Raw genomic sequence first — 23,748 nt, 5'->3', positions numbered from 1 at the left:
ACCTCAGACCGGCCGGCCAGGCGCCTGCTCAGACACGATGCCTGCCAGCTTGCGCAGTGCGTCATCCGTCTGGCTGGAAAACGGTGAGCCGCAGCTGATGCGCAGGAAGTGATCAAAGCGGCTGGAGTTGGAAAACATCGACCCCGGCGCCACCCGTATGCCCTGCCGGATGGCGGTGTCGAATACCGCCTGTGCGGAGGTCCCTGCCGGCAACTCCACCCAGAGCATCATGCTGCCATGAGGCACCGATAGCCGCGTTCCCTCCGGAAAGTGCGCCGCAATCGCTTCGGCCATCTGCTCGCGCTGCACATTGAGCATGCGGCGCAGCCGGGCCAGGTGGCGGTCATAGGCGCTGGAAGCCATGAACTCGGCCACGGCGAGCTGACCCAGCATGTCGTTGGCGCGGCTTTGCGCGTACTTGAGCATTTTGATGCGCGCCTGCCAGCGCCCGCCGGCCACCCAGCCCAGGCGCAGCCCGGGCGACAGGGTCTTGCGCAGCGACGCACAATAAATCACCGAACCACTGCGGTCCCAGGCCTTGGCAGCCTTCAGCGGAATGTCGTCGGGGCCGAGCGCGCCGTAAGTGTCGTCTTCGATCAGCGCCACCTGCTGGCGCTCGCACAGGGCGACGAGCTTTTCCTTTTCTGTGTCGGGCATCACACTGCCCAGCGGATTATGAAAATTAGGAATCACCACCACGGCGCGTATGCGGTCGTGGGTCTGGAAAGCCAGGTCCAGCGCTTCGACGGAAATCCCCAGCTTCGGGCTGGTGGGAATCTCCAGCGCGCGCAGGCCCAGGCTTTCCAGGATCTGCAGCAGCCCGTGGTAGGTCGGCGACTCGACGGCAACGGTATCGCCCGGCTGCGCCACGGCGCGTAAAGCCACATTCAACGATTCAATGCAACCGTGCGTGACCAGGATGTCTTCCGGCGACAAGCGCATGCCGGCCTCCAGCGCGCGCTTGGCCAGCACGGCATTGAGCGGCGAGTCGTTGAGGAAGTCCGGCGGGTTCACCAGCAGCTGTGGGTGCTTGCGCAGCGCCCGCGTGGCGGCGTTTTTCAGGGCTTCGGCCGGGTACATCTCGGGCGAGCCGTAGGTGCCTGCCAGGTTGGTGACCAGCGGATAGACATCACATTTGGCGACGAAGTCGGACACCCGGTCATGGATGCCGACGTACTGCGCCGGATCCAGCCGGTGGCCGCATTCCGGCTCGCTGGGCGGCTGAATGTCGACCCGCCGCCGCTTGAGCACAAAGTAGCCCGAGCGCGGCCGCGCCTCCAGCAGGCCTTCGTCTTCCAGCCTGTGGCAGGCCTCCACCGCCGTCGACAGGCTGACCTGGTGCAGCCGCGTCAGCGCCCTGACGGACGGCATGCGCTGGCCCGGCAGCAAAACGCCTGACTGGATCGCCTGGCGGTAATGGCTGGAGAGCTGTAGATAAAGCGGTTGCGAAAGGGAGGGCAAGGGTTGCAAGTCCATAAGCCGAATGATCCGTGAAGGGGAAGGCGGGTCACAGCCACAGATGGGCCAAAAACAGACCATAACAGATGAACAAACAGGCATCTGTACCGATACAGAAAGGACTTGCCTGGCTCTGTCGGGACCATGCCGGTCTCTTTAACCTTGGTGCTTCCTTTTCCCATTTTCCAATTCACCAACCCATGAATGGAGCCCCCATGAAAGAACACTTTGCCCCCCGCCACCTTCAGCTGGACGCCGGCGAGTCCCTGTTTTTTCACACCAAAGCCGGCAGCGCCCTGATCAGCACATCGGGCACGCTACTGGTGACCGGCACGCCGCGCTGGCTTGGCGAGCAGGTGTTTCGTGCCAGCACGGCGCTGGAGCCGGGGCAGTCACATACCGTCGTCCAGTCGGGCTGGATCACGGTGACCGCCCAGCACGGCGGCGCGGCATGCGTGCTGGATACGGCTTGGGCAAAAGCCCCGGGCCGGACGGGAAACGTGCTTTTGAGGTACTTTTCAGGAATGACACGGGGCGTGCGCGCCTGGCTGGGCCGCGTCGAGGCTATCTAGGCTATCTAGGCTATCTAGCCGCCACCGCAACGCCCTTCACTTCACTTCACTTGATTTCATTTTTCAATCGCGCTCACCACCATGACCACTTCAGCCTGGCTGCTCTTCCTCACCATTTCGCTTGTCACTGCGCTCAGCCCGGGGCCGGGCATCTTGCTGGCCGTTTCCAACGCGGTCGCCTGGGGCCCGCGCAAGACGATGTGGAGTTCCAGCGGCAATGTGCTGGGCGTGTTCGCCGTTTCCGCCGCAGCCATGGCGGGACTGGGCACCTTGCTGCATACCTCGGCCTGGTTGTTCGCGGTGCTCAAGACCGTGGGCGCTGTCTACCTGGTGTACCTGGGCTGGCGGCAGTGGACCAGCAAGACCTCGATGTTCGACACGCCCCTGTCCGACGGGACACCGGCCGGGACTTCCCCTGGAAAAAGCAATGCCGCGCTGTTCCGGCAAGGCCTGCTGGTAGCGCTGACCAATCCCAAGAGCATCCTGTTCTTCACTGCGCTATTCCCCCAGTTTCTCCATCCGGAGGCGCCTATGCTGCCGCAGTTCCTGGCGCTCACCAGCGCCTTCGCCGCGTGCGTGCTGGTTTCGCACTTCGCCTACGTGCTGCTGGCCAAACATACCCACCGCTGGTTTGGCACACCCCGCCGAACCCGGCTTTTCAATCGCCTCTGCGGCGGTGCGTTTGGCCTGCTGGGCTTGAGCCTGCTGCGGCTGAAGAGCCCTGCCTGAAATATCCGCAGCAAGTTCATCCCACTATATAAACAGGAATTCCCGTCCCATGGAAGATTCACGCAGCACCCGGTTTGCCGCAATACAGGCCGAGCTCGGCTACAGCTTCGACGGTGAGATCAAGATTGGCGGCAATTACGTGCCTGTCGTGCAGCACGGCGACCAGGTTTTTGTCAGCGGGCAGATCCCGCGAGTCGGCAATACGGTGGTCGTCACTGGCCGCGTGGGATCGGAAACGTCGGTCCAGCAGGCCCAGCTGGCGGCAAAAATCTGCGTCATGCGTGCGCTGGCGCTGCTGAAGCAAAGCCTTGGCAGCCTGGACCGTGTGAAGCACATTTTGCGCATCACGGTGTTTGTGCAGTCGGCGCAGGATTTCACACAGCAAAGCGAAGTCGCCGACGCTGCGTCTGAGGTGCTGTATGCGGTTCTCGGCCCGGCCGGCGCCCACACCCGCACATCGGTCGGGGTTGTTCAGCTGCCCAAGAGTGCCTCGGTCGAGATCGATCTCATTGCGGTAGCTGGCTAGGCTCGCAAACCGGCTTTACCGTCAACCGCCAGGCAGCAGCCGTATCAGCTTGCCATTGCTGCTGTCAGTCAGCACATAAAGCAGCCCGTCCGGCCCCTGGCGCACATCGCGGATGCGCTCCCCCGCTTCAGACAGCAGCTTGCTTTCACGCACCACCTTGCCCGAGAACGGCGACGCCAGTTCGATCCGGCCCAGGTAGCCGAATTTGAGCGAACCCACAAACAGGTTGCCGCGCCAGGACTTGCCGTAGCGCTCGCTGGTCAGGAAAACCATGCCGGAAGGCGCGATGGATGGAACCCAGTAATGCAGCGGCTGCTGCAGGCCGGCTTTTTCCGTCAGGCCTTCGCCGATTTTTCCGCCGCCGTAGTTTTCACCGTAGGTAATGACCGGCCAGCCGTAATTGGCGCCGGCCTTTGGAATGTTGATTTCATCACCACCCTGCGGTCCGTGCTCATGCATCCACAAGGTGCCGTCGGGCGCGAGCGCGGCGCCCTGTGCATTGCGATGGCCGTAGCTCCAGATTTCAGGCAATGCCCCCGCTTTGCCGGCAAAGGGGTTGTCCGGGGGAACCGAGCCGTCCTTGTTGATGCGGACAATCTTGCCGTGGTGGTTGTCGAGCTTCTGTGCATCTTCCTTACGGCTGAAGCGGTCCCCCAGCGTGAGAAAGAGCTTGCCATCGGGTGCGCCGTTCGCTGCAGCGCGGCTTTCCACAATGCGGCAACCGAAATGGGAGGAACTGGCTACCTTGGGCTTCTGGCTGAAGATGATCTTGAGGTTTTCCAGCCGGGTGTCGTCGGCGCTCAGGGTGGCGCGCGCCAGCGCCGTGCTGTTGCCACTGCCGGCGGCGGCTGGTTCAGAAAAGCAGAAGTAGAGCGTCCGGTTGCGGGCAAAGTCGCTGTCTGCCAGCACGTCCAGCAAGCCGCCCTGTCCTCCCGCGGCGATTTCCGGCAAGCCAATGACCGGCGCGCCCAGCTTGCCGCCTGGCGCAACGACTCGCAGGCGGCCGGCGCGCTCCGTGACCAGAAAACGCTCACCCGGTAAAAAGGCCACGCCCCAGGGGTTTTCCAATCCCGTAGCCACCGTTTCAGAGCGAATGCTTTGGGCGTGGGCAGGCTGGAAGAGCGCATTAATTGCTATAAAAAATATAGCTGCTTGGGCCCATTTATATTGGCTAGAACTCATATTTCGTCCTTAAAACACGCTAAAAAAGCCAACGTTTGCCGCGCGACAGGCTCATTTCATCGCGATAGCGGCCTTCAGAAGGCGTTTTGAACTGATTTTTACTATGTAAACATAGCAATTCTGAAAGGGAAAAGAAGTTACTCGCGTACAAATTCGTTACAAATCAATAACTTATCAACGTTATCAAGAAACAACATAAGTTGACGTAGGACTAATCCGTCAAGTATGCTTGGCGCCATGCGAATGATTGCCCCTGCCCTCATCATTGCCTCTGCTGCCCTGCTGGCAGCCAGTGCGCATGCGGCACCCGGCAATTCAGGCGGCGACAACGACATGGACAAGCTGCTCGCCGACAAAGGCCTGCTGACCCAGATCGACAACGTTCGCCACAGCGTCAGCAACAAGGCATCCGAACTTGTGGTCAACGCCATGGGATTTCTGGGCGTGCCCTACAAGCGCGGCGGCAACACCGCCGAAACCGGATTTGACTGTAGCGGTTTTGTGCGCGCCATATACGAACAAAGCGTCGGGCTGCTGCTGCCCCGCCGTGCCGAACAGCAAGCCGCGGCCACCCAACGCATCGACAAAACCGACCTGCAGCCCGGCGACCTGGTGTTTTTCAACACCATGAAACGCGCCTTCAGCCATGTCGGCATTTATGTCGGCGACGGCAAATTCATCCACTCTCCCAAGCCCGGCGCTGAAGTGCGCGTCGAGAGCATGGGCGTGAGCTACTGGCAGCGCCGTTTTGACGGCGCCCGCCGCGTGCAGCCGTCCAGCGCCGTGGAGCAAGAAACTACGTCACGCGCGGCCGCTTTGTCAGTCAGGCCGCAGCCGCAAGCCGCGTCGCTTGACAACAAGCCATCCGCACAAACGGCTGCACCGCAGCTGTCCGCGGCGCAACCAGCGCAGCGGCCGACGCAGCAGGACCTCTACCGGAATTAAGAGCCGGGGCCAAGGGCAGGAACCGCACACCGGCTTCGGCCACCGCCTGGCCGGCTTCCTCGCTGAAGCCTCCCGGCCGCTTTACCGCCGGATTCCGCCTCCCGATCGCTCACTCCTTCTCGCGCTCATTGCCTGGCGACATGTCAAGCTCGACGGCTTGGCCGTTATCGAGGGCGTCACCCGCTTTTCCGGGAGTACTCGAAACCAGGGAAGCTTCAGTTTCAACGGCCAATGCCAGCTGAACCACCGGCGCTTCACCCCTCGCGCTGTCTTCCACGTTCGTCGGAATCACGCGGTTGTTCTCTGCATTGCTGGACAGTGTCTGGTTGCCTTGAGGTTTACCGTTGACATTGACCAGGCCGCCTCCCGAATTGGTCACCTGTCCAAAGCTGCCGCTGACACTGCCTTTTGGCGAATCAATGGTGACCTGCGCTGATGAACCTGAAATCTGCACTTCGCTGACGGCCTCCACCGCCATGACAGGCGCGACCACATTGGCCACCACGGTATCGCCGGCCAGCGATGCTGAATTGCTGGCGGTGACCACGACATTCACGTCACCTTGCGCCTGCACCACCACATTGTTGCCGCTGATGTTGCCGCTGATATTGCCGGTAGTACTGCTGATCTGCACATTGCCCTGGCTGGTAGTGGTGGCGCTTATGTCGCCCTGCGCCTGCACAACCACGTTGTTGCCGCTGATGTTTCCGCTGATGTCGCCGGTACTGCTGCTGATCTGCACATTGCCCTGGCTGGTGGTGGTGCCGCTGATGTCACCCTGCGCCTGTACAACCACGTTGTTGCCGCTAATGTTGCCGCTGATGTCACCGGTGCTGCTGCTGATCTGCACATTGCCCTGGCTGGTGGTGGTGCCGCTTACGTCGCCCACAGCGGCCACCGCCACTTCGCTGGCGGTGACGTTGGCCGAGACATCACCACCGCTGGTGACCTGCACTGCACCCTGGCTGATGGTGGAGCCGCTCACGTCGCCGCCGGCGTTCAGAGTGTTGGACTGTGTAGCGTCCTGCCCGCGCAGCGTATGGTTGCTCAGGGCAACATTGCCGAGTGCGTCAACACCGTAGCCCTTGACCCACAGGGTACTGTCAAGGGTGAAGTCATTGGCCACCACTTCAAACCGGCCGAGCGCGTTGGTTTCTGTGCCACCCGTCACCATGTGTACATTACCGCGGGTGCTGCCTGTGCCCGCAACGAGCCGCAGTGCGCGCGCCACGCTGCCGGCATTCTGGACATCACCGTTGAGCGTGATGTTGGCGCCCTGGGTCGCCAGCGTCGTATCGCCCAGCAAGGTCACCGGAGCGTTGAACAGAATGCCGCCCGCACCGTCCACCGTCACATTGCCGCTGATACCGGAGCCGCCCGCGCCGGCATTGAGCGTGAGGCCCTGCAGGGTCGAGCCACCGAAGGACAGGTTATAGCGGTTGTTCACCACCACGTCCTCGGCATAGGTGCCGGCGCCTACGCGGATGTTGGCGCCGGTTGCCGCGTTGCCCATGGCCGTCCCGACGGACAGCGCCCGCGTGCCACCGCCCAGCAGGTTGCCGATGCCCACCTGGAAGTCCTGCGTGGCTTGAGTACGGTCCCAGCCCTGGACATAGCTGGAATCAGCGCTACCCAGATTGAGGGCATAGTCCAGCGCGTTTTGCTGCGAGGCCTGCAGCCAGGTGTACTGGTGATTGTTGTCTGTCGTGCTGGCGTTGCGTACGGCAAAGTCAAAGCCCTCAATGGTGAGCGCACCAAAATTGCGGCTCGCTGATTCATCCTGCAAGTACACCGGATTGCGCTCGGTAAAGCTGTTGTTGTTCGCCACCGTGACGTTGTTCACCTGCTGGTTGTAGTGGCGGTTGGCCTGGTAGATCGCCAGGCCGCCCCAGGCATTGTTGCGGGTGGTCGAATTGCTGACGGTGACGTTGGCGCTGTCCGTCAGTTGAATGCCGGCGCCTTGCGTCGTGCCGCTGTTATCGCCCACCGGCGCACCGTCGGCCGTTACGCGGTCTATCAGCGCACCATCAACGCCGTTGAGGTCCAGCTCGGCCCGGCCCGCTCCGCGGCTGGTGACATTGCTGATTGAGAAGTTGCGTAGCCGGGCTGACGCGTCTCCGACCGGTGCCACTTTGATGCCGTAGGATCCGGCTACGTTGGCGCTCGGGCCATGGAGCGTGAAGTCCTTGAGCGACACGTTATCGGCAGTCACGTTGATGCCGTAACCGCTGACACCGCGGGCGTCGATCACGGTTGATGCTTGGCCCGAACCGGCCAGCGTCAGGCTGCGGTCGACGTTGAGCGTGGTAGGTTGCACGTAGGTGCCGCCAGCCACGTTTACCGTGCCTCCCGCGGCTACGGCGTCCACCCCGCGCTGTATGCTGCCGCTTGTTTGGGTGACATACACGTTGCCATCCGTCCAGGTCACCAGCCCGCGCCCGGTTGTATCCAGCGCGTGAGTCACACGGTCTTCAATGGCAAAACCATCCGCCGCCCCGTCAAAGATGGCACCTCGTGCATCGACTGTGGTGTCGTCTACTGTCAGGTCTTGCCCATTGTTTTTGAACTGCGTTCCGCCGCTGATGGTGACGGCCGGCTGACCGCCGCTGCCATTGCTCAGGGTTTCAACGCGCAGACCGGTGTGGCTGGAGCCTTCAATGCTGCCGCCGGAGATATTGACGCTTTGCAGGCTGGCCGGTGCGGCCATGTAGTCAGGGTCACCGGCAATCCCGCGCGTCTTGATCACGACGGCCGCGGCCGTCGGATCACCCGAGCTCGCGCCCGAATTCTTGACCACAACGTTGTCGAGATTGATCGCATTGAAGTTGTCGTACTTCAGGTTGATATCGATGCCGGAACCGTAACGCCCATGCAGCGATGAGGACGCGGGCGCTCCGTAATTGCCGGCATTCATGACCGTGACGTTGCGGAGGGTCAGGTTATTTGCGGTTTCAAGATAGAAGCCCTTGAAGCTCGGACCGTCCACCGTGACATTCTCAAACAACGCATTCTCGAAAGATCCCGTGGCCACCGGAGCGCCACCGATCATCTGGTAAGCGTTATAGGTCTGCACACCGATGACCCCTCCGGTGATGGTGCTGTTCAGCATGCGGAAGTTGTCGGCCCGGGTCGTGGTGCCGTTGCGCATGGCGTAGGTATTGTTGTTGAAAGCCACACGGTTGACGGTCACGTCATTGGACGTTCCGTTGATGCGCAGGCCGTACAGGTAGTCGGCAATCGACAGGTCCGACAGCGTCACGTTGGAAGCATTGTTGATGGTGACCGCGTCGCCACTGCCCGCGGCAGCGGACTGCAGCACCGTCTGCCCTACCCCCGCGCCGTCCAGCGTCAGCGACTTGGTGATGTTGACGCTGCCGCTGTAGCTGCCGGCAGCCACGTTCACAGTGCCGCCCGTGACTACGGCGTCCACGCCGCCCTGTATGCTGCCCAGCGGCGTGAGCGCACTGCCCTGTGCGCCAGAAGAGCCGGTGGCAGATACCGTCACGTGTGTGCGGTTGGACGAGGTATACGCCTGGTCCTGCACGGACCAGCCGCCGTTGGCCGCGCTCAAGTCCAGCAGAGACTGCTGCTGTGACAGAGTGGGCGCGGCAGCAATGGGCGTGCTATTGGAGACAGGGTTGGGATTCGATCCGACCATGTGTCCGTTCAGGTGCAGGTTGAGGCCCCATTCATTTCCCACCGGGCCCTGGCTGTTGCCTGCCATCACAATGTCACTGCCGTCGGTGTACTGCACGGAGATGGCGCTCTTGGTGTTTTCAATCCGGTTGCCGGTGACGCTGCCGGTATTGCGTCCGTCGATCAGGATGCCGTTGCGTACGTCATGGATGTTGTTGTTGCTGATGGTGAAACCGGTGACACCATTGGCCACCGCAATGCCGCGGCTGATATTGGAGCCCCACGCATAGCTTGTATAGGGCTGGTTGACGGGCCCGGCGATCTCCATCCCAGTGACCGTCACGTTGTTCGCAGTAATGCTGATGCCGTTGACCTGCCCGGCATCGGGTACGACGATTTTTGCGCCACCCAGGCCGGTCAGCGTCAGGTTGGCCTTGTTCAGGGTGACCTGCTCGGCGTAGGTACCCGCATGGACGTCAACGGCCCCCCCTGCCCCTGCGGTGCCTGTTTTTGATATGTCGACGGCATCCTGGATACGTGCACCGCTGTACACATCCACCTGGTTGGCATTGCCGCTGACCTGAGGTGCATCCAGTGCCGACTTGAGCACCACCGCATGGCCATTGACGACGATGGCATCTGTCGCCTGCTGCACGCCTTCAAGGTTGATGACACCAGACAGAAGATTGGCGGCATCGCCCACACCCAGCAGAAGTGTCGCGCCTTCCAGGGTGGCATTCGCCTTGTTGGATACGCTCAAACCCGTTGCACCACCCGGTATGGCGAACTCATACAACCCGCTGTTGAGCGACACGGTGACCGTAGCGTCGGTCGATCCGGCCAGGGCAATCGTGCCACCCGTCGCGGTAATGCTGCCGTGGTTGGTGACCGAAGGCGCCACCAAAGCCACCAGGCCGGCATTTTGCGCGGTGATGCTGCCGTGGTTGGTAATGCTGCCGGTGGCGCCAGTAATCTGAGCGCCACCGGTGTTGATGAAGTTGTTGACGTCGATGTTGCCCGTGGTGGCAATAAGTGAGCCCACATTAATCACAGCGTTGTTCCCGAACATTACGCCGTTGGGATTCATCAGCATCACCGTACCGTTGGCCGAAAGGCTGCCCAATATTTGCGAAGGGTTGGCGTCACCGGTCACGCGGTTCAGCAGCGCCGACGATGCGCCAGGCTGGATGATCTCCACTATTTTTCCGGGATTGATGTTGAACGAGGCCCAGTCGATCACGGCGCGGGTAGTATCCTGATTAATGGTGAGCTGGTTGCCCGACACCGAGCCCGAAGCGGTGCCGGAAAACACCGTGCCGTTCTGCGGAAGGCCCGCGCCGCCAGTTATGTCTACAGGCCAGCCTGGGGGCGAGAAGAGCATGGCAACTGCCGCCGGAAGCGCTTTTAACGCAAAAGATCGCCTGCGTCGGCCGGCAGTACCAGCGGAAACGGAGGAACTCAGGGAGTTCAGGTTAGCGTTCATGGATCACCTCTTGAGGGCAAAAAAGACGTTGGACAAAATCATCAAAACCGCACCAGCAACGTCCCCAGCAGCCGGGGATCTTTGCCGTGAGGCTGGTAACTGGCGATAGGTTTGGTCAGGGGCCATGCGATCTCGATTGCGGCCACTACATTCCGCGGAAGGAAGAGGCGGGTTCCCACCCCGGCCGATGCCAGGCTCTGGCTGTCGGGCGTGCCGGGCGAAGTACGGCCCACTTTCCAGACCTTGCCGATGTCATAGAAGGCAAAGAGCTGCCAAGACCTGATGCCCGCAAAGTCCGACGAGCGGGAATAGCGGGGCTCCGCGCGAAATGCCAGTCCACGCTCACCAACCAATTCAGCAGGCTCGTAGGCCCGCCCGAACCGTCGACCGCCCACTGCGAACTGCTCCGATGAAAGCAGGGGCGTGTTGGCCCACTGTCCAAGCATGCCCACCGTCAGGGCAAAGTTCGAAGCCAGAGGCTGGGTGCGCTCGTAATCGAAGGTGAGTTTGTTAAACACACCTTTGGCGCCAGTCCGGCTTTTAAGCAAATCGGACTCCTGGGTACCGCCCAGCCCCTGGCTGAATTCCAGCTCCAGCGAGTTCTGACCGCCCAGGCGGTCAAGCACCCGCCAGTTGAGACCCAGGCGCAGCGCTCGGATATGGTCTTCAATCACCCGGGTGCCCAGCACATCGGTTTCCACATCGGTGTGCTCATACGTTGCCCGTGCGGTCACGCTTTCATTGCGGGTCCGAAGCAGCGGATACGCGGCAGACACGGTGATCGTGTCCGCGTTGCCACGCATGTCAAACAGCGTCAGGATGTCGCCGGGACGTGTACGCGCCTGGGACACGGCCGCGGACAGCTTGAGCCCCTCTGTCGTGACCACCTGGCTGTAAGAAATTTGCGCATAAGCCAGTTCCGAGTTGCCGCTGCTCAGGCCCCGAAAGCGCCACTGGTCATTCACACCCAGCAGCTGGTTCACGGAGACTTCCCCGCCGATCTCGGCCGGACCGAGGTATTTGGATCCGTAGTTGTCTGCCGCGGCAAAGCCCTCTACTTTTTTCACGCTAGCGATCAGCGTGAGGTCCGCCGCACCCGGCGCCTGCGCGGGAGCCAGCACGCTGCGCAGCTCGATACCCGGAAAATCATTGGCAATCAGCAGGTAGCGCTCAAGCACAGGTCCTTGAATCGGCCGCGATGCCCGGATCTTCTCGCCGACAGCCGCGAGCTGCTCCCTCACATGGGCGCTGACATCGCCTCCCGCCTGAATGTTCACCCTGTCGATGTAACCCTCCACCACACGCAGAGTGAGCGTGCCATCGGACAGAGACTGCGGCGGAACCACCACGAGCGACAGGATGTAGCCCGCATTGCGGTACATCGCGGTGAGCGAGGACGCGAGTTGCAAGATCTCGCTTCCGGTAATCTCCCGTCCGGTGTAGCTATCCGCATGCGACTGAAGAGTGCCGCCGGGCAACACAGTACGGCTTTCAATATCAATTCGCTTGAGTGTGACTTTGACGGTTCTCAAGGATTCCGGCAAAGAGCCGGACGGCTCGGCCTTGATCTCCGGAGGAGCTGCTGACGCTCCGGGTTCAGGCTGAAAATCAAAACGCTCGCGAACCCGGCCTGGGTCAATGATGGACGGCGGTTGCTGCGCCAACACAGCTGCCGGGATGGCCACAAGCACGAAAAAAGCACCTGCCCACACGCTGTGCACGCCCACACGCTCAATACGCTTCATCGCTACGCCTCGTTGAAGATCAAGATTTCAGGGACCTTCAGGCGTTGTGATTCACCACCTGTTGGCCATATTTTCGTGAACTATTTCACGGTAACCAATTGTGAAACCTGATACAAGGCAGAAAAAGTGATTAATTGCCAGAGACCTTGTGCAATCATTCCGGCCCACTTTTGGGGCACTTAGCCTCGGTTATGGGATTATTCGACCCTATTAGCTACTTTTAGACCGAATGCGTTGCGAATTCGCACACCTTCGATTTACTAGCGAACCTGGCCGGATTACCAAACCGCGTCAAAAAAATTTTGGGGAAATTCAAAGGTGCTGTGTAAAGTTTTGCGAGGTGTCCGCCGCTATACGGGTGGCACAGGCCGCGCCCCAAATCCACCATGCGTGGCACGAACCATGGCCGGGTCTCCAAGAGGCAATGATGTCCGGGCTTAGTTGTGAACATCGATATCGGTTCGGTACCTGCCAATTAGCGGCGTGCGCTATAAGCTGAAGAGCAAAAATAAAAGAAGCCGCGTTGAAAATCCACATTTACACCGACATCGACACCCTGTTTGGCCGCGCGTCGCGCTTGTGGATGGACGTGCTGCTGCAGGCGGGCCACGATGTTGAATTCATTGACCTGGGAAGCAGCACCGACGCGCCGCTGCCTGAGGTAGGCGCATGCGACGTCAATTTGCTCGTGACGGGTATTTATGCCTTCGCCCGTTTCGCGAAGCGAGGTCTACCGCGGCACGGCAAGCACGTACTCTGGATGTTTGATCCATTGACAAAAAATGCGTCGGCCACCGTGCACCGGTACAAAGCCGATCTGTTCGATGCCATTGCCCCAAACCTGAGCGCGGTGATGGCCATGGATGGTTCCATCGAACGCTATCTCCATCAGTATTTTCCAGCCCTTCCCGCCTTCCGCCTGCCTTACCTGGTGGCGGACAAGCATGTGCGAACGCCACTTCCCGAAACGCAAAGGACGCGGGACATCATCATGTTGGGCGGCGACACCGCCAGGCGGCGCGAGGCCGAAAGGTTTTTTCTCGAGCGCACGGAAATTTCCGTGAAAACCCAGTTCATCTGGAGCGGCCTTTGGGGCGCGGCGCGCGACGCCTGCCGCGCGAGTGCGCGCATCAGCCTCAATGTGCATGCCGATGCGGAACTCCATTACTTCGACCAGTTTCGCGCGTTTGAAACCTGGGCGGCCGGTACGGCGGTGGTGTCCGACCGTTTTGAGGGCTGGGAAGATTTCGGCATCGAGCCCGGCGTTCATATGGTGATGGCGGAGCTCAGGGACATGCCGCAGGCCTGTGCGGAACTGGTAGTGGATATGTCCCGGCGTCAGGCCATGGTGCAGGCGTCGCAGAAGCTGCTGCGTGACCGTTTTTCTCCAGCGGTGTGGGAAAGGCGGATGCTCGCCATGCTCGAAAGTGTTGCCTGAGCATGGCCGAAATTTCCCGGCAAGAGTTGATTGCGTTGCGGCTGGCAAGCCAGCGGCTTTCACCGGCGCCCTCCTCCTCCCTGTCGCCTCGTGCAACCAACTTCAAGCGCATCGACCAGGCGGTGCAATGGTTCGGTGCCATGCAGGCGCAGGAATATGCCCATGCATGCTGGGCCGTCGGTTCGCGCTTTGTCGCCGACGCCACCATGACCGGCGCGATGATTGAACAAGCGTTGGCCAAGCGTAAGGTGGTGCGTAGCTGGGTTCTGCGCGGTACGCTACACCTGGCCGCCGCCTCGGACCTGCGATGGCTGCTGGCTCTGGCGGCGCCGGCCTTGCTGACCCGCACCGCGGCTGCCTACCGGGAGGTCAATCTGGACGAGCCCGCTTTCCGCAAAATCCTTCCGGCGATCCGGCAATGCCTTGAAGGCGGGCAGCAACTCACGCGCGTGGAACTGTTTGCCGAACTTGCGCAGCATCGCATCGCCACCGACGGCCACCGCGGCGGACGCATCCTGTACCGCGCAGCACAGGTCGGGTTGATCTGCCTGGGCCTGCCGCGCGGCAAGCAGGCCACCTACACACTGCTGGATGAATGGCTACCGCAGGACCCAGTAGCACCGAAAAAAGAGCCCTCACGCGAAGACGACCTCAAGAAGCTGGCGCAGCGCTATTTTGAAAGCCATGGTCCGGCCACCCTGGCAGACTTCACGTGGTGGTCCGGGCTGGCCGCAGGCGAAGCACGGGCAGCACTGGAGATGGCCATGCCCGGCATGGAAAAGGCGCAGTATGCGGGCGGCACTGTTTGGTGGTCCGCGCGTACGCCAGCCCTGCCCGCACGCCAACCCAGCACTCCGACCGTGCATTTGCTGGCTGGCTTTGATGAGTATCTTTTGGGTTACACGGATCGAACTCCCATCATCGACAGCGCGGAGGCCGGCAAGGTCATGACGCCCAATGGCCTCTTTCGCCCGACGCTGCTGATCGATGGGCGAGTGGCTGGTACCTGGCAAGCCGAAACAAAAAAAGGCGCGCTTACTTTGAGCATCGCGCCGTTCGCGCCTTCTGCGCTGTCATCCCGCAAGCTCGGCGCCGCGCTGCAGGCACAGGCGCAGCGCTACGCCGCGTTCAACGGTCTCGCGCTGGCTGGGATTCGCCAAGGCCTTATACCGAAGCAATCGAAGCAATCGAAGCAACCGAAGTAATTCGTAGTAGCTCATCGCAGCCCGCGGCAACCGCGCCGTGATGACAAGGGTTTACCCGATCGAACTTTGTTCGCCGCTGAGAGTCATCACATTACTCGGGTATAGGCGCCCCCGGTGCAATTGGCATGCACCGGCGCTACTATCCCCGGGCCTGCTAACAGACCTGGTCTTCCAGCCCATCCTGGCTCCTTTAAATAATGAGGATTGCACCCATGGCAAAACTGAACGTCAACGGTACCGTGCGTGAGTTTCAGGTGGAGGACGACACACCGCTGCTGTGGGTCATCCGCGAACAGCTCGGGCTTACCGGCACCAAATACGGCTGCGGCATTGCCGCTTGCGGCGCCTGCACGGTGCATATCGACGGTGTGCCCACACGCAGCTGCGTGCGGCCCGTCTCCACGGTGGGTGCGGCGGAAAAAATCGTGACCATCGAAGGACTGTCCCCCGACGGCTCGCATCCCTTGCAGAAGGCCTGGGTCGCGCTGGATGTTCCGCAGTGCGGCTACTGCCAGTGCGGCATGGTGATGACGGCGGCGGCGCTGCTCAAGGCCAAACCGAACCCGACGGATGCCGACATCAACGAGGCAATGACCAACATCTGCCGCTGCGGCACCTACAACCGCATCCGGGCTGCCATCAAGGTCGTTGCTGCGGGTGGCAACACCAAGAGCGCGGCGCTCGCCATCCAGCACACCGACGGGAGCACGACATGAGCGCCACCATCCTCCCCTCCTCTATCTCTCCGCGGCTGTCGCGTCGCCGCTTCCTGGCCTCGAGCGCATCGGCCGGGCTGGTTGTCGCTTTTCATATTCCGTTTGGCAGCCAGGCTTTCGCGCAAGGCGCGGCCTCACCGGAGATCAACGCCTGGGTCGTCGTGCGGCCCGACGACACGGTGGTGATCCGCATCGCACGCTCTGAAATGGGCCAGGGCAGTTTGACGGGCCTTGCGCAACTCGTGGCCGAAGAGCTTGAATGCAACTGGGCCAAGGTCACCACCGAGTACCCCACACCGGGGCAGAACCTCGCGCGCAACCGGGCATGGGGCAACTTCTCCACCGGCGGCAGTCGCGGCATCCGCGAGTCACACGACTATGTTCGCAAAGGCGGCGCCACCGCACGCATGATGCTGGCGCAGGCCGCTGCCGATGAATGGAAGGTGCCGGTGGCTGAATGTCGCGCGGCCAACAGCGTCATCACGCACACCCCCACTGGCCGCACCGTGACCTATGGCAAGGTTGCGGTGGCAGCGGCCAAAGTCACGCCACCCGCTGAGGTGACACTGAAAGACCCGAAAGACTGGAAGCTGGTGGGCAAGCGCCTGGCGCGGCTGGACACGCTGGACAAGGTCACGGGCAAGCAGATCTACGGTGCGGATTTAAAGCTGCCCGGCATGCTCAACGCAGCCATCAAGGACTGCCCGGTGTTTGGCGGCAAGGTCAAGAGCTTCAATGCCGCCGCGATCGAAAAACGGCCAGGCGTGAAGAAGGTGGTCGCTGTCGGAGACAGCGCGGTGGCCGTGGTTGCCGACACCTGGTGGCATGCCAAAACCGCGCTCGACGCACTGCCCATCGAATGGGACAACGGCCCCAACGCTGCGAACTCCAGCGCGAGCGTGGCCCAGATGCTCAAGGCCGGGCTCGACGCGACCGACGCGGTGGTCGGCAACCAGAACGGCGACGCCAAGGCCGCGCTGGCAAGCGCCGCACGCCGCATCGAAGCGGTGTATTCCTACCCGCACCAGAACCACGCGACCATGGAGCCCATGAACGCGACGGCGCGCTGGACACCCGAGCGCTGCGAAGTCTGGACACCCACACAAAACGGAGAAGCGGCGCTGGCAGCCGCCTCCGAGGCGGCAGGAATCCCGGCCAGCAAATGCGAGGTCTACAAAATCCACCTGGGCGGCGGCTTTGGGCGGCGCGGTGCAGTGCACGACTGGGTGCGCCAGGCCGTGGACATCGCCAAACAGATGCCGGGCGTGCCGGTCAAGCTGCTCTGGTCACGCGAGGAGGATATGTTGCACGGCCGCTACCACCCGGTCACGCAGTGCAAGCTGCAGGCCGGGCTGGACGCGCAGGGCAATGTCACCGCGCTGCACATGCGCATCTCGGGCCAGTCCATCCTGGCCGGTGTGTTTCCGCAAAACATCCGCAACGGGCTGGACCCGGTGCAGTTCCAGGGCCTGAACGCACCAGGGCCCGAGGCGTCCATCGGCTACAGCTTTCCCAACCTGCTGGTGGACCACGCGATGCGCAACCCCAGCGTGCCACCCGGTTTCTGGCGCGGTGTGAACCTGAACCAGAATGCGATCTACCTTGAGTCGTTTATCGACGAAATCGCCTTCGCCACCAAACAGGACCCACTGGCCTTGCGGCGAAAACTGATGGCAAGCCACCCCAAGCACCTGGCGGTGCTGAACGCCGTGGCGGAGCGCGTGAAGTGGAACGTGCCGCCGCCCGACGTCGGCGGCCAGAAAGTCTACCGGGGCCTGGCCCAGACCATGGGTTTCGGCAGCTATGTGGCGGCCTGCGCCGAGGTGTCGGTGAACAACGAGGGCGAGCTCAAGATCCACCGCATTGTGGCCGCCACCGACCCGGGTTACGCAGTCAATCCGCAGCAGATTGAAGCGCAAGTCGAAGGCTCCTTTTCCTACGGCTTGTCGGCTGCGCTCTTCGGTGAATGCACGCAAAAAGATGGCCGCATCGAGCAAGACAACTTCAGCACCTACCCGGTCGTGCAGATGCAGCACATGCCTGCGGTGGAAACCATCATCGTGGCCTCGGGTGGCTTCTGGGGTGGTGTGGGCGAACCGACGATCGCGGTCGCGGCGCCGGCTGTGCTTAACGCCGTGTTTGCGGCGACAGGCAAACGCATACGCGACCTGCCGCTGAAGAACCACAGCCTGAAAAAGGCCTGAAGAACGCATGACCTGGCAAGGGGCCATCGCAGGTGGGTTGATGATGATGGCGCCCTGGAGCGGCTTTGCGCAGCACGTTTCGCCGCTTCGCGTGGTGGGCGATGCAATCCCGCAGACGCTGACAGGCGCACCCGGCGACGCGGCGCGCGGGCGCGCCATCGTGGCGAGCCGCCAGCAGGGCCTATGCCTGTTGTGCCATACCGGCCCTATTCCCGAGGAACGCTTTCAGGGCAACCTGGCTCCTGATCTTTCGGGTGCGGGCGCACGCTGGACGGAAGGCCAGCTGCGCCTGCGCATTGCCGACGCGCAGCGCCTGAACCCGGCCAGCATCATGCCAGCCTACCATCGTACCGACGGGCTGGCGCGCGTGGGCGCGAACTGGCAAGGCAAACCGTTGCTGGAGGCGCAGCAGATCGAGGATGTCGTGGCCTTCCTGCTGACGCTGAAATGAATGAAGTGAAGTGAAGTCAACAAGTGAACTCATGACCACGGCAGACCGCCTCTTTCCCCTGAACCGACGTCACATTCTGGCGGGCGCAGCCGGCATGGGTCTCAGCGTCGTTCTGCGCCCTGCAGTGGCGCAAGCCAACGAACTGGCTGCCGCAGTGTCGGCCTATACCCAGGGTGCCCCGGTTCGCGTTGGCAAGGTCAAGCTGGATGTGGCCGAGCTGGTAGACAACGGCAATGTGGTGCCCATCACCGTCACGGCCGAAAGCCCCATGACCGCGGCAGACCATGTCAAAGCCATTGCGGTCTTCAACGAGAAAAACCCCCAGCGCGACGTGGCCCGCTTTATCCTCGGCCCGCGCGCCGGAAGAGCGAGCATGACCACGCGCATCCGGTTGGCCACCTCGCAGCAACTGGTTGCGGTTGCGCAGATGAATGATGGCAGCTACTGGTCTCACACCGTGAATGTGATCGTGACGTTAGCTGCCTGCATTGAAGGAGACAGTTGATGGCACGCACCCTCATCAATGCCCCTTCCACCGCCAAACGCGGCGAAGTCATCGAGATACGCGCCACCATAGGCCACCCGATGGAAACCGGATTTCGCCCCGGCGAGGATGGCAAGACTTTGCCGCGCAACATCATCCAGCGATTCAGTTGCAAGTACAACGGCGAAACCATCTTCAGCGCCGAGCTGTTCTCTGCCATCTCGGCCAATCCGTATATCGCCTTTCACACCGTTGCTACCGACAGCGGCACCCTGGTGTTGAGCTGGGAGGGCGATAACGGTTTTGCGCAGACTGAAAGCATCAGCCTGACCGTCACGGCATGACGCAAACCTTCGCTTGGCTGTCGCCCCTGCTGGCTTTGCTGCTGACGAGCCTGGCCGGCGCGCAGACCGCAACCGGCAAGGACACGCGCCGCTCGGGCTACGAGTTCATGGGCGCGTCAACCCAGGCCATGCAAAAGGACGACGCACTGAACCCCGGCATGCTCTGGGCCAAGGATGGCGAGGCCTTGTGGAACCAGGCTCTAGGGGCCAGCGGCAAAGCTTGTGCCAGCTGCCACGCGTCGGCGCAAAGCAGCATGCGCGGTGTGGCGGCCCGCTACCCGGCGTTTGACCTGGCGCTGGGCCGTCCCGTGGCGCTGAGCCAGCGCATCAACCAGTGCCGCCAGCACCACCAGCAGGCCGCACCGCTGCGCGCCGAAAGCCAGGAACTGCTGAGCCTGGAAAGTTTCGTCGCACTGCAGTCGCGCGGCATGCCGCTGGCCCCGCCTGACGATGCCAGGCTGTCGCCCTTCCGCGAACGCGGTGCGCAACTTTTCGCGCAGCGCATCGGCCAGTTGAACCTGTCGTGTGCGCAATGCCATGACGGCCTGGCCGGTGGGCGCCTGGGCAGCAGTGTGATTCCGCAGGCACATCCCACCGGCTACCCGGTGTACCGCCTCGAATGGCAAGCGATGGGGTCACTGCAGCGCCGACTGCGCGGCTGCATGAGCGGTGTGCGCGCCGAGCCCTTTGCTTATGGCGCTCAGGAACTGGTCGAGCTCGAGCTGTACCTTAATGCCCGAGCAAAAGGCATGGCGATCGAGACGCCGGGCGTGCGGCCTTAACGTGAGCGGCTGCTTGCAAGTGCTATCAATTACATAGCTTCTTGCCAAGACCAATCAAGGGCTACGGCACTTTTTTACCAATAATTCAATCCGACCTGCGCCGTTGGGATCAGCGCCAGCTTGCCGCGGCATGCGACGGGCTTACCGCCAACGCACCAAGTAGATGCGCGGGCTTTTTGGGTGACTCCCCGCAAGGCGTATGCCGTCGCGCAACCCCAGGCCGAGTGAGGAAGGCGCCTCCCTGCTCCCGGCATCAGGGACCGCAAAGCGCGTATGCATGAACAGTCGAATTGGCATACAAGTTGCTGGTCGCCAGACGTCTTCAGCCGCTTACCGCTTTCAACCCTGTTGATGGTTGCCCATGCAGCCTTCAGCCCTTGAGGAGCATTCCATGAAACGTCGTCACGTCCTGGCCGCCGGCATCTCTGCCCTGACCGCTCCAGCATGGACAAGCGCCCAAAGCGCCTGGCCTTCGCGTGGGCCGGTCAGACTGGTCGCGCAATTCCCGCCGGGCGGCCTGGTCGATACCGTGTCCCGCATGATGGCGCCGCACCTGTCGCAGGCGCTGGGCCAGACCGTCGTGGTGGAAAACCGAGCGGGTGCGGGCGGCCTGATCGGCACCGACTATGTGTCCAAGCAGCCCGCCGACGGCTACACCCTGCTGGTCAGCCACGCGTCGGTGCACATCTATGCCACAGCCACCCGCAAAGTCATGCCCTTTGACCCGGTGAACGACTTTTCCCACATGGGCATGCTGGTTGAAGCGCCCATGGTGCTGCTGGTGCGTGCACAGTCGCCCTTCCAGACGCTGGAGCAATACCTGACGGCCGCCAGGACCCGGCCTGTGCGTTATGGCTCATCGGGCATCGGTTCTGCCAACCACTTGTTTGGCGAAATGCTCAAGATCGAAGGCAAGGCGCCCCAACACGACCACATCCCCTACCAGGGCAGCTCGCCGGCCATGCAAGACCTGCTGGGCGGGCAGATCGACAGCCTGCTCGACCCCATCACCACCAATGTGGCCCAGCTCAAGGCCGGGTCGCTGCGCGCGCTGGCTGTCTCCACCCCCAGCCGCCTGCCGGCGCTTCCCAACATTCCGACCTTTGCCGAGCTCGGCTTTCCCAAGCTGACGGGTTCCCAGTGGCTGGGGTTGTCAGCGCCCAAAGGCCTGCCTGCGCCCATTCTTGCGCGGCTGACGGCACTGATCCCTGAGATTCTCGCCAAACCGGACATCGCAGCCAGACTGGAAGAAATCCAGACCCTGCCGCGCAAGAATGCGGTGGTCGGCACGGAGTTCGTTCAGTTGATCAATGCGCAGATTGATACCTGGCGCAGCGTAGCCAAGTTGGCCAACGTCGAGGTGATAACATGATTTTCCCCACAACGACAGCCGCAGGAGCACCCTGATTGAGCACCCCCACCTTCTCCAGCGACACAGCAAGCGCTGCCGATGTGGTCAATGAGTTCCTCCGGCTCATCATGCTTCCTGACCCGGTGGCCGCCAGCCGGTTCACCGCACCCGGCATGAAGATTCTTTTCACCGGCGGCCGGGCCATGGGCGCTCCCGCTGAGTGCACCAAATTCAATGCATCGCGCTACAAATGGGTGAAAAAAAAGATTGAGCGCACCGAAACGGTTGTCGCCGGCTCCAACGGCGCAGCTCCCGACGAAGCGGTGGTCTACAGCTTGGGAACCCTGTACGGAGAATGGCCTGACGGAACGCCTTTTGAAGGCAACCGCTATGTGGACCGTTATGTCGTCAAAAGCGGGCTGATCACCCACATGGATGTGTGGAACGACAGCGCCGAGTGGTTGCTGGTGCGGGCCGGCCTGGCTGAGCTTTGATCAGCTGATGGCGGCAAGCTACAGCGGCGTTCTGCCGACGCACAATCGCTTTGACTACCAGGCGATCAACCGGCGCAAACCTTATCGCTGGCCCAACGGCGCCGGCCTGGCTGTTTACCTGGGTTTCAACATCGAGCACTTTGCCTTTGGCGAGGGCATGGGCGCCACCATCGGCCCGGCCAGCCCGCAACCGGATGTCCTGAACTACAGCTGGCGCGAGTACGGAAACCGCGTTGGCAGCTGGCGCTGCCTCGAGCTGTTTGACAGCTTGGGCCTGCCTGCGGCGGCCCTGATCAACACCGCACTGTATGACCATTGCCCGGAGCTGGTGGCCGCCTGCGTGGCGCGCGGCGACGAACTGGTCGGTCATGGACACAGCAACGCCGAACGCCAGGCCGCACTGACGGAAGCGGACGAAGGTAGCCTGCTGGTGCAGTGCCGCACGCGCATACAACAGGAAAGCGGCCAGACACCCGCCGGGTGGCTTTCACCGTGGATTTCGGAGAGCCTGCATACCCCTGACTTGCTCGCCGAAAGCGGCTACGGCTACACCCTGAACTGGTGCCATGACGACCAGCCGCTGCCTATGCGCACTCGCAGCAGGCAGGCTTTATGGGCCGTGCCTTACCCGCAGGAACTCAATGACATCCCGATGATCATTGCGCGGCAGATGGACGGGAAAGACTTTGCGCAGATGATCATCGACCAGCTTGACGAGATGCTGGAGCAATCGCAGGCCAGCGGTTCCGCACCGCTGGTGATGGGCATTGCACTGCACCCCTACATCGTCGGCCAGCCTTACCGCCTGCGCCACCTGCGGCATGCGCTTCAGCATGTCGCTACCGCACGGGACCGGGGTCAGGTCTGGATGGCCACGCCGGGCGATATTTTCCGGCACGCCGTACAGGTGGCCGCGTGAGCGGCCCCTGGAAGAGGCGCCCGGTGTGCAGCCCTGAGGTTCACGCAAAGCGAATTAGCTATTAAATTGATAGCTGCTGGCGCATTATTTACAAGCCTTGCAGTCAATTTTTACTTCAGAAAATCGGTATTCAGCCTCTGCCGTGCCGTTGGCCGCATTTTGCCGGGCAGCCAGCGCCGAAACTTTCGGCATGCGACCTTTGGTTATCATCCGCTTCGGAGTGGAGTTCGACATAAAAGAGGGGCAGGCGCCGTGTTCTATTGGATCTACGACATACCCAACTGGGTGCTGGCGCTGCTTTTTTGCATCGTCTGCCTGACCTACACGTGGGGCGGTCTGCTTCTGCTACGGCCATTGGTGCGCAAGTGGCTCGGTCCGCAGCCAGACGCCAATGACTTTGTCAGCTACTTTCTTTCGGCCTATGGGGTGTTCTACGGGTTGATGCTGGGTCTGATCGCGGTTGCCACTTACCAGAATTTCGCGGATGCGGAAAAAGCCGTAGGCAAGGAGGCTACGGCCATTGCGGCGCTGTACCGTGATCTGTCGAACTATCCGGAGCCAGCGCGCGCCACCCTGGAAGGCGGGATGAGGGACTACGTACGCTTTCTGATCGACGAAGCCTGGCCCGAGCAACGGCAAGGACGGCTGCATGCCGGTGGCACCGTGCGCATTTCAGACTTACATCAAAAGCTGCTGTCGTTTACCCCTGCCAGCCGGACCCAGGAAATCCTGCACGCCGAAACACTGCGGCAATTCAACAGCTTTCTGGAGGCCCGGTATGCGCGCCTGCAGAGCGTCAGCACCTCCCTCTCGGGTGTGCTGTGGTGGGTGGTGTGCCTCGGAGCTGCGCTGAACTTTTCGCTGCTGTGGCTGTTTTCCATGGAACGGCTGGCGCTGCATATTGTGCTGTCGGGCATCCTGGCGACCTTTGTCGGCCTGATGCTGTTTTTCATCGCCGCGATGGATAACCCCTTCCGCGGCGAAGAGAGCGTTTCGCCGGAAGCCCTGAAGCTGATTCAGGAGCGGCTTATGCCGTCCCCGCGCTAGCACCGCGCCAGCAGCAAATTCGTGCAACTGCCGCGCG

Annotated in this window: 19 protein-coding genes and 1 pseudogene; 16 read left to right on the top strand and 4 right to left on the bottom strand. The window is 61.9% G+C overall.

The features are described from left to right. Positions 1-3 precede the first annotated feature (3 nt). Complete coding sequence (locus ACQ4MS_RS18335; protein ID WP_431096047.1) at positions 4-1,476, bottom strand: PLP-dependent aminotransferase family protein; 1,473 nt, start codon at positions 1,474-1,476, stop codon at positions 4-6. A 197-nt stretch (positions 1,477-1,673) separates the two neighbouring features. Here ACQ4MS_RS18335 and ACQ4MS_RS18330 point away from each other — a divergent pair, with 197 nt between their 5' ends. The 3 genes from ACQ4MS_RS18330 to ACQ4MS_RS18320 all read left to right on the top strand — a co-directional run bounded on the left by ACQ4MS_RS18330 (position 1,674) and on the right by ACQ4MS_RS18320 (position 3,285). Beyond that, positions 1,674-2,030: a hypothetical protein gene (locus ACQ4MS_RS18330; protein ID WP_431096046.1), complete on the top strand. Its 357-nt coding sequence runs from the start codon at positions 1,674-1,676 to the stop codon at positions 2,028-2,030. A gap of 81 nt (positions 2,031-2,111) precedes the next feature. Beyond that, positions 2,112-2,759, top strand: a complete 648-nt coding sequence (locus ACQ4MS_RS18325; RefSeq protein WP_431096045.1) for a LysE family translocator — start codon at positions 2,112-2,114, stop codon at positions 2,757-2,759. A gap of 49 nt (positions 2,760-2,808) precedes the next feature. After that, the gene (locus ACQ4MS_RS18320; protein ID WP_431096044.1) at positions 2,809-3,285 is read left to right on the top strand and encodes a RidA family protein; all 477 of its coding nucleotides are present in this window, start codon (positions 2,809-2,811) and stop codon (positions 3,283-3,285) included. A 21-nt stretch (positions 3,286-3,306) separates the two neighbouring features. Here ACQ4MS_RS18320 and ACQ4MS_RS18315 read toward each other — a convergent pair whose 3' ends face one another. Continuing rightward, entirely contained in the window at positions 3,307-4,467 is a 1,161-nt protein-coding gene (locus tag ACQ4MS_RS18315; RefSeq protein WP_431096043.1) for a PQQ-dependent sugar dehydrogenase, read from the bottom strand. 237 nt (positions 4,468-4,704) lie between these two features. On the opposite strand from ACQ4MS_RS18315, the pseudogene ACQ4MS_RS18310 reads away from it, so the two are divergent. After that, positions 4,705-5,262: pseudogene (locus tag ACQ4MS_RS18310) on the top strand (C40 family peptidase); the annotation flags it as partial. Between the two features lie 259 nt (positions 5,263-5,521). On the opposite strand, the gene ACQ4MS_RS18305 reads toward ACQ4MS_RS18310, so the two are convergent. Both ACQ4MS_RS18305 and ACQ4MS_RS18300 read right to left on the bottom strand, forming a co-directional pair. Continuing rightward, positions 5,522-10,429 carry a beta strand repeat-containing protein gene (locus ACQ4MS_RS18305; protein WP_431096042.1) on the bottom strand — a complete coding sequence of 1,636 codons (4,908 nt, stop codon included), beginning with the start codon at positions 10,427-10,429 and terminating at the stop codon, positions 5,522-5,524. A 143-nt stretch (positions 10,430-10,572) separates the two neighbouring features. Then, a complete protein-coding gene (locus ACQ4MS_RS18300) occupies positions 10,573-12,276 on the bottom strand; it encodes a ShlB/FhaC/HecB family hemolysin secretion/activation protein (protein WP_431096041.1) in 1,704 nt (567 codons plus the stop codon). Positions 12,277-12,859: 583 nt separating this feature from the next. Here ACQ4MS_RS18300 and ACQ4MS_RS18295 point away from each other — a divergent pair. From ACQ4MS_RS18295 to ACQ4MS_RS18240, 12 genes are all read left to right on the top strand, one after another. Then, positions 12,860-13,714, top strand: a complete 855-nt coding sequence (locus tag ACQ4MS_RS18295) for a glycosyltransferase family protein (RefSeq protein ID WP_431096040.1) — start codon at positions 12,860-12,862, stop codon at positions 13,712-13,714. Between the two features lie 2 nt (positions 13,715-13,716). Further along, positions 13,717-14,919, top strand: coding sequence for a winged helix DNA-binding domain-containing protein (locus tag ACQ4MS_RS18290; RefSeq protein ID WP_431096039.1), 1,203 nt, complete (start codon positions 13,717-13,719; stop codon positions 14,917-14,919). A 212-nt stretch (positions 14,920-15,131) separates the two neighbouring features. After that, entirely contained in the window at positions 15,132-15,635 is a 504-nt protein-coding gene (locus tag ACQ4MS_RS18285) for a (2Fe-2S)-binding protein (RefSeq protein ID WP_431096038.1), read from the top strand. Further along, a complete protein-coding gene (locus tag ACQ4MS_RS18280; protein WP_431096037.1) occupies positions 15,632-17,839 on the top strand; it encodes a molybdopterin cofactor-binding domain-containing protein in 2,208 nt (735 codons plus the stop codon). The genes ACQ4MS_RS18285 and ACQ4MS_RS18280 overlap by 4 nt, the downstream gene beginning before the upstream one ends. A gap of 7 nt (positions 17,840-17,846) precedes the next feature. Continuing rightward, a complete protein-coding gene (gene soxX / locus ACQ4MS_RS18275; protein WP_431096036.1) occupies positions 17,847-18,290 on the top strand; it encodes a sulfur oxidation c-type cytochrome SoxX in 444 nt (147 codons plus the stop codon). A 31-nt stretch (positions 18,291-18,321) separates the two neighbouring features. Continuing rightward, the gene (locus ACQ4MS_RS18270; protein WP_431096035.1) at positions 18,322-18,795 is read left to right on the top strand and encodes a SoxY-related AACIE arm protein; all 474 of its coding nucleotides are present in this window, start codon (positions 18,322-18,324) and stop codon (positions 18,793-18,795) included. Then, entirely contained in the window at positions 18,795-19,118 is a 324-nt protein-coding gene (soxZ, locus tag ACQ4MS_RS18265) for a thiosulfate oxidation carrier complex protein SoxZ (protein WP_431096034.1), read from the top strand. The genes ACQ4MS_RS18270 and soxZ overlap by 1 nt, the downstream gene beginning before the upstream one ends. Further along, positions 19,115-19,900, top strand: a complete 786-nt coding sequence (gene soxA, locus ACQ4MS_RS18260) for a sulfur oxidation c-type cytochrome SoxA (protein WP_431096033.1) — start codon at positions 19,115-19,117, stop codon at positions 19,898-19,900. Before soxZ ends, soxA begins: the two co-directional genes overlap by 4 nt. A gap of 391 nt (positions 19,901-20,291) precedes the next feature. Beyond that, positions 20,292-21,272 (top strand): Bug family tripartite tricarboxylate transporter substrate binding protein, encoded by a 981-nt coding sequence (locus tag ACQ4MS_RS18255; protein WP_431096032.1) that lies wholly within the window; start codon positions 20,292-20,294, stop codon positions 21,270-21,272. Positions 21,273-21,379: 107 nt separating this feature from the next. Next, positions 21,380-21,745, top strand: coding sequence for a nuclear transport factor 2 family protein (locus tag ACQ4MS_RS18250; protein ID WP_431099617.1), 366 nt, complete (start codon positions 21,380-21,382; stop codon positions 21,743-21,745). A gap of 7 nt (positions 21,746-21,752) precedes the next feature. Then, complete coding sequence (locus tag ACQ4MS_RS18245) at positions 21,753-22,664, top strand: polysaccharide deacetylase family protein (RefSeq protein ID WP_431096031.1); 912 nt, start codon at positions 21,753-21,755, stop codon at positions 22,662-22,664. 285 nt (positions 22,665-22,949) lie between these two features. Beyond that, positions 22,950-23,711 (top strand): DUF4239 domain-containing protein, encoded by a 762-nt coding sequence (locus ACQ4MS_RS18240; protein WP_431096030.1) that lies wholly within the window; start codon positions 22,950-22,952, stop codon positions 23,709-23,711. Positions 23,712-23,748 lie beyond the last annotated feature (37 nt).

Source organism: Polaromonas aquatica (genome assembly GCF_050626995.1).
GTDB lineage: Bacteria > Pseudomonadota > Gammaproteobacteria > Burkholderiales > Burkholderiaceae_C > Polaromonas > Polaromonas aquatica_A.
The sequence above is the reverse complement of the archived record's forward strand: the minus strand, read 5'-3'. Positions and strand labels throughout refer to the sequence as shown.